Source organism: Paracoccus fistulariae, from assembly GCF_028553785.1.
GTDB classification, from domain to species: Bacteria; Pseudomonadota; Alphaproteobacteria; order Rhodobacterales; family Rhodobacteraceae; genus Paracoccus; species Paracoccus fistulariae.
Genome location: NZ_CP067136.1, coordinates 50,602 through 60,836, shown reverse-complemented (window position 1 = coordinate 60,836; position 10,235 = coordinate 50,602). Strand labels below are relative to the sequence as shown.

The following is a 10,235-nucleotide window of genomic DNA, read 5'->3' as shown; positions in this document are numbered from 1 at the left end:
AGCAGTGGCCCGTGCGGCCCGGAGACAACATGAACACCACAGTTCAACCCGATCCCGGTGTTATCGGCGGCGTCCCAGAGGCGCCGCTGACTTTTTCACCCAAACCCGCCGAACTTTTCACCAGGCGCGCCAAGCGCTTTGCCTTTCTGGCGGCGCAGGATGGCAACCTGTCGCCCTATCTGCGCTTTCTGGCGGATCTGAGCCAGTTGCAGGCCCGTCTTGCCGATCAGTTGCCCGCCCCTGCCCCGCTGTCGCCTCAGCGGATTGAACTGGCGCGCGCCAGCCGCATGCCGCCCATCGACCGCGCTGCCTTGGCCACGGATGAGGCGCTGTACAACACCCTGTCGCAATTCATCGACGCGGCCGAGGCACTGAAGATGCCCGAACCTGCCCGCCTTGCGCTGCAGGCGCTGAAATCGGCGGGGATCGCGGATCGCCACTGGCTGCTGGACAATATCCTGTCGGATCGCATTCCCGAAGACAGCATCGCGCCGCATCTGTTCGTGGCGGCGGCGGTGCAGGTGCATCTGGCGCGGATCGCCGCCTTGCTGGATGCGGGACAGCTGGTGCGCATCAAGACCGGCGTCTGCCCGGCCTGCGGCGGCAAACCCGCGACATCCTCGGTCATCGCGGGGGCTGCGGGTGTCGATAACGCCCGTTATGCGACCTGCGGCTGCTGCGCGACGCAATGGAATGAGGTGCGGGTGAAATGCCTGTGCTGCGGATCGACCAAGGGGATCAGCTATCGCTCGGTCGAAACCGATGAGGCGACTGTCAAGGCCGAGCTGTGCAGCGAATGCAACAGCTGGGTCAAGATCCTGTATCAGGTCAAGAACCACAGCCTGGACCCGATCGCCGATAATGTCGGCAGCCTTGGGCTGGATCTGCTGATGAAGGACAGCGATTATCGCCGTGGCGGGTTCGATCCCTTTATCGCGGGCTATTGATGCAGGGATTTCGACGGCTTCCCGCAGTCGATCAGTTCCTGAAATCGGATCCCGGACAGGCGCTGATCGAGATGCATGGTCGCCAGATGGTGACCGGCGCGCTGCGTGCGGAACTGGATGCGGCGCGCGCGGCGATCCGTGACGGCGCGCAGGCGCAGGCCCTGGCCGACGCCCTGCCCATCCGCGTGGCAGAACGTCTGGACCTGGACAGCCGGTCGCAATTGCGCCCGATCCTGAACCTGACGGGCACGGTGCTGCATACCAATCTGGGTCGTGCTATCCTATCCGATCAGGCCATTTCTGCCGCGAGCGCCGCGATGGCATCCCCGCTGGCGCTGGAATTCGACCTTGAAACCGGCGGGCGCGGCCAGCGTGACGATCACCTGCGCGGCCTGCTCTGCGAATTGACCGGGGCCGAGGACGCCACCATCGTCAATAACAACGCCGCCGCCGTGCTGATCGCGTTGAACACGCTGGCCATGGGCCGCGAGGCCATCGTCTCACGCGGGGAGTTGATCGAGATCGGCGGCGCCTTTCGCATGCCCGATATCATGGCACGGGCCGGGGCAAAGCTGGTCGAGGTCGGCACCACCAACCGCACCCATCCGCGTGACTATGAAACCGCCATCACCGCCGAAACCGGCTTGCTGATGAAGGTCCATACCTCGAATTACCGGATCGAGGGCTTTACGGCCGAGGTTGCGGCCCCTGAACTGGCCGCAATCGCGTCTGCGGCGGGGGTGCCGTTGCTGAACGATCTGGGCGCGGGCTCGCTGATCGATCTGGGCGATTACGGGCTGCGGCGCGAACCCACCGTCGCCGAAGCCGTGGCCGAGGGCGCCGATCTGATCACCTTCTCGGGTGACAAGCTGTTGGGGGGACCGCAGGCGGGCTTTATCGTCGGGCGGCGCGATCTGATTGCCGCGATCAACAAGAACCCGCTGAAACGCGCCCTGCGGCTGGACAAGATCCGGATCGCCGCGCTTGAGGCAACCCTGCGGCTTTACCGCGATCCGGACCGGCTGGCGCAGAGCCTGCCGACACTGCGTGATCTTTCGCGCCCGCGCGATCAGATCGCAGCGATGGCCGCGCGTCTGGTGCCGCTGGTCCAGGATCTGCTGCCCGATGGGTTTCAGGTCAGCGCCTGCGACTGTGCCAGCCAGATCGGCTCGGGCGCGCTGCCGACCGATACCCTGCCTTCGGCCGGACTGCGCCTGACCGGACCGGGCGGCGACGCGCCCGACAGGCTGGCGGCGCGGCTGCGTGCCCTGCCGCTGCCAGTGATCGGCCATATCCATGACGGCGCGCTGATCCTGGACCTGCGCTGCCTGCAATCCGATGACGACCTGATAAAGGCCCTGCGCGCGCTATGATCATCGGCACGGCGGGGCATATCGACCACGGCAAGACCGCATTGGTCAAGGCGCTGACCGGACAGGATGCCGACCGGCTGGCCGAGGAAAAGGCCCGCGGCATCACCATCGATCTGGGCTTCGCCTATGCCGATCTGGGCGGCGGGGCGATCACCGGATTCGTCGATGTGCCGGGGCATGAGCGGCTGATCCACACCATGCTGGCCGGTGCGGGCGGCATCGATCTGGCATTGCTGGTGGTGGCCGCCGATGACGGGGTCATGCCGCAGACCCGCGAACATGTCGCGATCCTTGACCTGCTGGGGCTGGATCGCGGGATCGTGGCGCTGACCAAATGCGATCTGGCCGACAGCGCGCAGCGGCAAGAGGTGGTCGGCCAGGTCGAAGCGCTTCTGGCCGGCTCGGCGATCGCGGGCGCGCCGGTCATCCCCGTCTCGGCCGTGACCGGCGAAGGGATCGCGCAGTTGCGCGACGCCCTGATCGCGGCAGAGGCGCAGACCGCCCTGCGCCGCGCCGCCGGGCCGTTGCGCATGGCCGTGGATCGCTGCTTTACCCTGTCAGGCGCCGGAACCGTCGTCACCGGCACCGTCCTGACCGGCGCCGTCGCCATCGGGGACCGGGTGACGGTCAGCCCCTCGGGCCTGTCGGCACGGGTGCGCGCCATCCATGCGCAGAACCGCAGCGCCGGGCAGGGATTTGCCGGGCAGCGCTGCGCGCTCAATCTGGCGGGCGATGCCATCACGAAAGAGGCGATCCATCGCGGCGACATGATCCTGTCGCCCGAATTGCACGCGCCGACAGATCGGATCGACGCGATCCTGCACGTTCTGCCGGGCGAGCCGAAGCCCATCGGCACATGGTTCCCCGCCCGCCTGCACAGCCATGCGGTCGAGGCCGGCGCCCGGATCGTGCCGCTGTCCGATCCGATTGCGCCCGGCGGTTCCGGCCCGGTCCAGATTGTTCTGGATCGCCCGATTGCCGCGGCCATCGGGGACCGCTTCATCCTGCGCGATGTCTCGGCCAGCCGGACCATCGGTGGCGGCCGCTTTCTGGACCTGCGCGCCCCCGCCCGCAAACGTCGCACGCCCGAGCGACTGGCCCTGATCGCCGCGGCCGACACGCCTGATCCAGCGCATGCCCTGCGCGCGATGCTGGCCGTTGCGCCGGTCAACCTGCCGGTCTTTGCCCGCGATCGCAGTCTGGATGCGCAAATGGCCGCCACCGCCGTCCAGATGGCCAAAGCCGTCACCATCGGCGATCTGGCCCTGTCGCGACAGACCGCGCTGGATCTGCAGCAACAATGCCATGACACGCTGGAACGGTTTCACGCAGATAATCCCGACCTGTCGGGGCTTGGCCGCGAAAAGCTGCGCCTGACGCTGCAGCCCCGCCTGCCGAAAGAGGTCTTTCTGATCTTCCTGCAGCAGCAGGCCGAGGCCGGACATCTGGTGCTGGACGGCGCCTTTCTGCGCCTGCCCGGCCACGAGGTGCGCCTGTCGCCCGAGGATGACGCGCTGTGGCAGCAGATCGCGCCGCAATTGCAGGGCGAGGCCCGTTTCCGCCCGCCCCGGGTCCGCGATTTCGCAGGCGAGCTTGGCGTGGATGAGAAAGAGGTTCGGCGGGTTCTGAAGCTGACGCAAAAGCTGGGCCGGACCGATCAGATCGCGCATGACCATTTCTTTGCCCGCAATGTGACGGCCGAGATGGTGCAGATCATCTGCGACGTGGCCGGGGCCAGCGAGGATGGCTGGTTCACCGCGCCCCTGTTCCGCGACCGGGTCCAGAACGGCCGCAAGGTCGCCATCGAGATCCTCGATTTCTTCGACCGGCTTGGTGTGACCTTGCGCCGGGGCGATTTGCGTCGCATCAATCCACATCGCGTCGACCTGTTCGGCGCATCCGGAAGGGAATCGTCCCCGGTGGGGCGGCCAGACTTCAAATCTGGTTGGGGCAGCGAGCCTGTCCCGGGTGGGTTCGACTCCCATTCCCTTCCGCCAATTTCCGAGGCCCGTGATGAGTGACACCGATTTCGATGACTGGCTGCGCGCGACCTGGGCCGAAACGCAGGGCTTTACCTTGCTGATGGTGCTGATCGGCCTTGGCGAGGGGCGCGTCGATCTGCTGCGCTCGGCCTATCTGCACGTGATCGGGGACGATCTGACCTGGAATGAGATGGTCCGGCATTTCGACAGTTCGGGCGAGGCATGGGACGCTGTCGCCATGTTCCGCGCCGGGCGCGAGGGGCTGGTCGCCCATGATGTCGCCAAGGACAGGCTGGACGCGCTGATGCGCGCGATGAACGGCGACCGCACGCTGATTCGCGATGGCGAGTTCTATAATCGCGACGGGCTGATGCTGCGGCTGGACGATGCCGAACCGCAGCCGCCTCTGTTCAGCTGATCTACGCTCAGCAATCCGAAGCCGGAACCGGTTCGGGACGACCTTTCAGATCAAGCCCGCGGGCTGTGGGCGAATGCCAGGTCGTCGATTCCTCGATCGCGCCCTGCGGGTTCGTCCCCATCTGCGAACCGCCAAGCCCACCGGTAAAGCCGGTATTCCCGGCATTGGCGGGCGCTGTGCCATCGGCCTCTGGCTTGGCTTCGGTGGCCGGTTCGGCCTGCCCCGCAGGATTGGCGCAATCATTCGAGCCCTTTGACTTCGCGTTCATTTCGCCGGGCGCATCGCGCGTCGCCGGGGGCGACGCATCCGTCGCGGCCTGATCCATGGGCTGCTCGGCCGCTGGCATCGTCGTCTGGGCGTCGGGCTGGCGTGTCGGGGCATCATCGCTTTGCGCCACGGCCGGACCCGACATCAGCACAAGGGTAAAGGCGGCGGCAATGGCGGCGGCACTGGATGATCCGATCATAGGCTTGCGGAAAGTCATGGAACGCTCTTCTGTCTGTGCGAAGGGAAGGTGACAGCAGAACGCCCGGCTCCCGCCGCCGGTTCCCGCAGCCCGCCGGGCCGCTATCTGCTTGCAGTGTATCGCCACGAGGACTAGAAGGGCAGGAATTTTGCGGCCGCCCTTGAGGGTGGCCCTTCATGCATACCAGCTGACGAGGACGAGAATGCAGGTTACGGAAACCCAGAACGAAGGCCTGAAGCGGGGCTACAAATTCACCCTGCCCGCCACCGAGCTGGCCGAGACGGTCGATGCCAAGCTGAAAGAGGCGCAGCCCGAGATCGAGATGAAGGGCTTCCGCAAGGGCAAAGTGCCGATGGCCATGCTGAAAAAGCAGTTCGGCCCGCGCGTCATGGGCGATGCGATGCAGGAAGCCATCGACGGCGCGCTGCGCAAGCATCTGGACGAATCCGGCGACCGCCCGGCTGCTCAGCCGAAGGTCGAGATGGAAAACGGCGAAGGCTGGAAAGAGGGCGACGACGTCATCGTCAACATCTCTTACGAAAACCTGCCCGCGATCCCCGAGATCGACATGGGCAAGCTGAAGCTGGAGCGTCTGACCGTCCCGGCCGAGGACGAGGCCGTGAATGAGGCGCTGGAAAATCTGGCGAAATCGGCCCAGAATTTCGAAGACCGCCGCAAGGGCAGCAAGGCCAAGGACGGCGATCAGGTCGTGATCGACTTCAAGGGCTTTGTCGATGGTGAAGCCTTCGAAGGCGGCGAAGCGCAGGATTATCCGCTGGTTCTGGGCTCGAACAGCTTCATCCCCGGTTTCGAGGACCAGCTGGTCGGCGCCAAGGCCGAAGAAGAGGTCAAGGTCGAGGTCAAATTCCCCGAGGAATATGGCGCCGCGCATCTGGCCGGCAAGGACGCGACTTTCGAAGTCACCGTCAAGGCCGTCAAGGCACCCAAGGATGCAGAGGTCGATGACGAGCTGGCCAAGAAATTCGGTGCCGACGATCTGGACGCGCTGAAAAAGCAGATCGCCGGTCGTCTTGAACAGGAATATGCCGGTGCGGCCCGCGCGATCATGAAGCGCGCCCTGCTGGATCAGCTGGACGATCAGGTGAAGTTCGAGCTGCCTGAATCGCTGGTCGAGGCCGAGGCCGAGCAGATCGCCCATCAGCTGTGGCACGAAGAGCACCCCGAAGAGCAGGGCCATAACCACGGCGCGATCGAAGCCACGGACGAGCACAAGAAACTGGCCGAGCGTCGCGTGCGTCTGGGTCTGCTGCTGGCTGAAATCGGCCAGAAGGCCGAGGTTACCGTTACCGATCAGGAAATGACCCAGGCCGTCATGCAGGCAGCCCGTCAGTATCCGGGCCAGGAGCGTGCTTTCTTTGAATTCGTGCAGCAGAACCCGCAGGTTCAGCAGCAGCTGCGCGCACCGATCTTTGAAGACAAGGTCGTCGATCACATCGCCGAGCAGGCCAAGGTCGAAGACAAGAAAGTCACCAAGGAAGAGCTGGAAAAAGCCATCGAAGCGCTGGACGAGATCTGATTTCGCCCGGACGACTGATATCAGGCCGCGCCATCTGGTGCGGCCTTTTTCATTTTCAGCCGCTTGTGACTGGCAGAGACCTGTTGAAGCCCCTATCTTGAGCCCATGACCGCAAGCCTGAACCTGATGAAGCTTTGTGTCGGTGCCGAGGGCATCGAGGATCTGGCCCAGTGGCAGCAGATGCGCCATGGCGACGGGCCTGCGGCGCATGTGACCCGGATGTGGCCCAAGCGCGAGGAGGAGCTGTTACAGGGCGGTTCGCTTTATTGGGTGTTCAAAGGGGTGATGCTGGCGCGTCAACGCCTGCTGCGCCTGGATGAGCGTATCGGCAGCGACGGGATCCGCCGCTGCGCGCTGGTTCTGGATCGCGAGATCATCCGCGTCAGCGCCGTGCCCCGCCGCCCCTTTCAGGGCTGGCGTTATCTGGCTGCCAAGGACGCGCCGCCCGACCTGCCCAGGGGCCGCGAGGCCGAAGATCCCCTGCCCCCGGCCATGGCCGCCGCGCTGGCCGATATGGGGTTGATGTGAAGATCTTGACGACGGATCGGGCATAAGATACCCGGTCAACATCGCGGGTGTAGCTCAATGGTAGAGCAGAAGCTTCCCAAGCTTACGACGAGGGTTCGATTCCCTTCACCCGCTCCAATCCCCCGATTTGACATTTCCGGTTACCAGCCTCTGTCGCCGGAGGGCTGAAAAGGCAGGTCCGCCCCGCCCTTTCATCGCGGTCCGTCCAGGCCTAGCCCTTGCAGTCCAGCGTCACCTCGACCGGATTCGGCACCAGATCCAGCGTCGCGCCGGTGCCCGCATCCACGCCTGCGCCGATAATGCCGCCGACAAGGACATTGCCCGCCATCGCCGCACCACCGCTGCCTGCGATCTTGTTGGTCACGCGGACCTGCTGCGGCTGACAGCCCTGTTTCGTAATCAGCACGTTCAGTTCGGACTTGCGCGGCACCTTGAAGGTGCAGGGCGTGTTGCCGCAACTTTCCCCGTTGCTCATCTTCACCTGCGCGCCGGTCGGGGTCGAATTGACCACAAGCACATCATTCGTGCCCCGCGCAATCGTGGCACAGGCCGAGATCAGAAACATCGTGGAAATCGCAAAAATACGGATCAGCATAATCACCTCTTATATTATCCGAGGCGAAGCTATGTCAGGTCAGTCCATATTCAAACGGAATAAAGTAGATGATTTTATTATAAAATCATCTACTTACAGGAATAACAGCGCGATCATGCCGCGCTGACGCGCCAGATCACATCCCCCACATCATCCGCCATCAGCAAGGATTTGCCATCCGGCCCGATGGCGACGCCCACGGGGCGGCCATAGGCTTTTTTCTCATCATCGCTGAGAAAGCCGGTCAGGATATCGCGGGGCGGGCCCGAGGGGCGGCCCTGTTCGAAGGGCACGAAGATCAGCTTGTATCCGCTGAGGATCGAGCGGTTCCAGGATCCGTGCTGCCCGATCACCATACCATCGGGAAAGCCCGGCAGCGTGCCCTCGGGCATCCAGCACAGGCCCAGGGATGCCGTATGGCCGCCAAGCGCGTAATCGGGGGTAATCGCCCGCGCGACCAGTTCCGGGTCCTGTGGCACGCGGTCATCCACCGTCTTGCCCCAATAGCAATAGGGCCAGCCGTAAAAGCCGCCCTCTTGCACCGAGGTCAGGTAGTCGGGCGGGGTTTCATCGCCCAACCCGTCACGCTCATTCACCACGGTCCACAGCGTCTCTGTGCTCGGCTCCCAGGCCATGCCGACCGAGTTACGCAGGCCAGATGCAAAGACGCGGGCGTCGCCGTTTGTAAGGTCCAGTTCCCAGATCGCGGCCCGGCCCTCTTCCACCTCCATGCCCTGATCGCCGATATTGGTCAGCGATCCGACCCCGGCATAGATCCGGCTGCGGTCGGGCGAGACGATCAGGCTGCGGGTCCAGTGGCCATGCGGCTTGAATTCGACCAGCCTGCGGCCCTGCCCCTGAAGCTGCGTTGCATTTACGGTATAGGGGAAGGCGACGATGCCGTCCGTGTTGCCGACATAGAACGTGTCACCGACAAGCGCCATGCCGAAGGGCTGACGCTGATCGGACAGGAAGACATGGCGCGATTCGGCCTGGCCATCGCCATCTGCATCGCGCCACAGGGTGATACGATTGGCGCTGTCGCCGATGGCCTTGACGCGGCGCATGACCGATTGTGCGGCATGGTCGAACAGGGTCTTGGGCGGGCCTGCCTGTTCCTTGGATTCAGCCACCAGCACATCGCCATTGGGCAGAACCTCGATCCAGCGCGGGTGGTCCAGACCTGTGGCGAAGGCATTGACCTTCAACCCCGGTGCGGCCGTGGGCAGATGGCCATCGGCCCAGCCAACCGCCGCCGGCATCTTCAGCGTCATGATGCCCTGTGCCCTGGCGTCGGGGATCGCCGGATCCTGACCGATCGCTTGCTGCGACGGGGACTGGGCGCGGCGCTGACGCACCATGATCCCGCCGACGATCTCGGTCAGTTTGGCCAGAATCTCCATCGATGCCTCCGTGCTGATCTTTCGGAAAAGATAAGCAGATCAGACCGGTGACGGAAAGGCGGATTCGGGACCGCAGGGGTGCAAACGCAAAAAGGGCGATGCGGCAGCATCACCCCGTTGCGACGGCACCGTGAAGGGCGCCCTGTCTGTCACGTCCGGCCTTCAGGTCGGGCGTGTGGAGGCAAGATTACTTGATCTTGCCTTCCTTATATTCAACATGCTGACGCACGACCGGATCGTATTTGCGAACGGTCATTTTTTCAGTCATGGTACGGGCATTCTTCTTGGTCACGTAGAAATGACCGGTCCCGGCTGTCGAGTTCAGCCGGATCTTGATGGTCGTCGGCTTCGCCATGGTTATCGCTCCTGCTGCGGGGAAAGTCGCGCAGCGCAAACCCCGTGGAATTCGTTGGAGCCTGCGTTTTAGCCGCGATCCTCCGCATGTCAACCGGATTCCATCAAGTTTTCCACAGTTTCAACCCGGATATGCATTTTCCGCAGGGTCAGATCGGGCCGGCTGGCCGAAGAGGGGAAACTGGTATTGCGCGGAGGGCCTGTAAGCCGGATTCTGTCTGTCGGGGCGGACCCGAACGGGATGACCATTCCTCTGGCCCGGCTGTTACCAGCCGGATCTAGCTGCCTACCCGGACCTGCTGGGGCAAGGCGGCCCTGCGGGGATTGCCCGCGCGCGGTCCCTATTCGGCATTGCTCCCGGTGGGGCTTGCCATGCGGGGGCTGTTGCCAGCCCCCCGGTGGGCTCTTACCCCACCGTTTCACCCTTACCCGCAGATTGCGGGCGGTCTGTTCTCTGTGGCGCTTTCCCTGGGGTTGCCCCCGCCGGGCGTTACCCGGCACCGTCGCCTCATGGAGTCCGGACTTTCCTCGCGGCATTCTGCCACGCGGTCACCCGGCCCTCCGCGCGGGACGTGATATGGCGGGGAAGACGGACAAGGTCAATGGGGCGCTGCCCCCGCCGCCTGACGGCG

At 64.4% G+C, this 10,235-nt stretch carries 9 protein-coding genes, 2 tRNA genes, 1 other RNA gene and 1 pseudogene; 8 read left to right on the top strand and 5 right to left on the bottom strand.

Features of this window, described 5'->3' with window-relative positions; genetic code table 11:
* The first annotated feature begins 29 nt into the window (after window positions 1–29).
* From fdhE to JHX87_RS00320, 5 genes and pseudogenes are all read left to right on the top strand, one after another.
* A complete protein-coding gene (gene fdhE / locus JHX87_RS00340; protein ID WP_271884328.1) occupies window positions 30–947 on the top strand; it encodes a formate dehydrogenase accessory protein FdhE in 918 nt (305 codons plus the stop codon).
* Window positions 947–2,320 carry an L-seryl-tRNA(Sec) selenium transferase gene (gene selA, locus JHX87_RS00335; RefSeq protein ID WP_271884327.1) on the top strand — a complete coding sequence of 458 codons (1,374 nt, stop codon included), beginning with the start codon at window positions 947–949 and terminating at the stop codon, window positions 2,318–2,320. The genes fdhE and selA overlap by 1 nt, the downstream gene beginning before the upstream one ends.
* Window positions 2,317–4,125: pseudogene (gene selB / locus JHX87_RS00330) on the top strand (selenocysteine-specific translation elongation factor); the annotation flags it as partial. The gene selA and the pseudogene selB, both read left to right, overlap by 4 nt.
* A gap of 96 nt (window positions 4,126–4,221) precedes the next feature.
* Window positions 4,222–4,317 (top strand) — tRNA-Sec (locus JHX87_RS00325).
* A 16-nt stretch (window positions 4,318–4,333) separates the two neighbouring features.
* On the top strand, window positions 4,334–4,720 hold the full coding sequence (locus JHX87_RS00320; RefSeq protein WP_271884326.1) for a hypothetical protein: 387 nt from the start codon (window positions 4,334–4,336) through the stop codon (window positions 4,718–4,720).
* A 7-nt stretch (window positions 4,721–4,727) separates the two neighbouring features.
* On the opposite strand, the gene JHX87_RS00315 is transcribed toward JHX87_RS00320, so the two are convergent.
* Window positions 4,728–5,204 carry a RodZ family helix-turn-helix domain-containing protein gene (locus JHX87_RS00315; protein WP_271884325.1) on the bottom strand — a complete coding sequence of 159 codons (477 nt, stop codon included), beginning with the start codon at window positions 5,202–5,204 and terminating at the stop codon, window positions 4,728–4,730.
* A 184-nt stretch (window positions 5,205–5,388) separates the two neighbouring features.
* Between JHX87_RS00315 and tig the strand changes: the two genes are divergently transcribed.
* From tig to JHX87_RS00300, 3 genes are all read left to right on the top strand, one after another.
* Entirely contained in the window at window positions 5,389–6,723 is a 1,335-nt protein-coding gene (gene tig / locus JHX87_RS00310; protein ID WP_271884324.1) for a trigger factor, read from the top strand.
* A 105-nt stretch (window positions 6,724–6,828) separates the two neighbouring features.
* The gene (locus JHX87_RS00305) at window positions 6,829–7,251 is read left to right on the top strand and encodes a DUF1489 family protein (protein WP_271884323.1); all 423 of its coding nucleotides are present in this window, start codon (window positions 6,829–6,831) and stop codon (window positions 7,249–7,251) included.
* 43 nt (window positions 7,252–7,294) lie between these two features.
* Window positions 7,295–7,368, top strand: a tRNA-Gly gene (locus JHX87_RS00300).
* Window positions 7,369–7,462: 94 nt separating this feature from the next.
* Here JHX87_RS00300 and JHX87_RS00295 read toward each other — a convergent pair.
* The 4 genes from JHX87_RS00295 to rnpB all read right to left on the bottom strand — a co-directional run bounded on the left by JHX87_RS00295 (window position 7,463) and on the right by rnpB (window position 10,168).
* A complete protein-coding gene (locus JHX87_RS00295) occupies window positions 7,463–7,846 on the bottom strand; it encodes a PEGA domain-containing protein (RefSeq protein WP_271884322.1) in 384 nt (127 codons plus the stop codon).
* A gap of 113 nt (window positions 7,847–7,959) precedes the next feature.
* Complete coding sequence (locus JHX87_RS00290; protein ID WP_271884321.1) at window positions 7,960–9,249, bottom strand: PQQ-dependent sugar dehydrogenase; 1,290 nt, start codon at window positions 9,247–9,249, stop codon at window positions 7,960–7,962.
* 187 nt (window positions 9,250–9,436) lie between these two features.
* The gene (gene rpmG / locus JHX87_RS00285; protein ID WP_022707377.1) at window positions 9,437–9,604 is read right to left on the bottom strand and encodes a 50S ribosomal protein L33; all 168 of its coding nucleotides are present in this window, start codon (window positions 9,602–9,604) and stop codon (window positions 9,437–9,439) included.
* A gap of 186 nt (window positions 9,605–9,790) precedes the next feature.
* Window positions 9,791–10,168: RNase P RNA component class A (gene rnpB / locus JHX87_RS00280), an RNA gene on the bottom strand.
* Window positions 10,169–10,235: the final 67 nt, after the last annotated feature.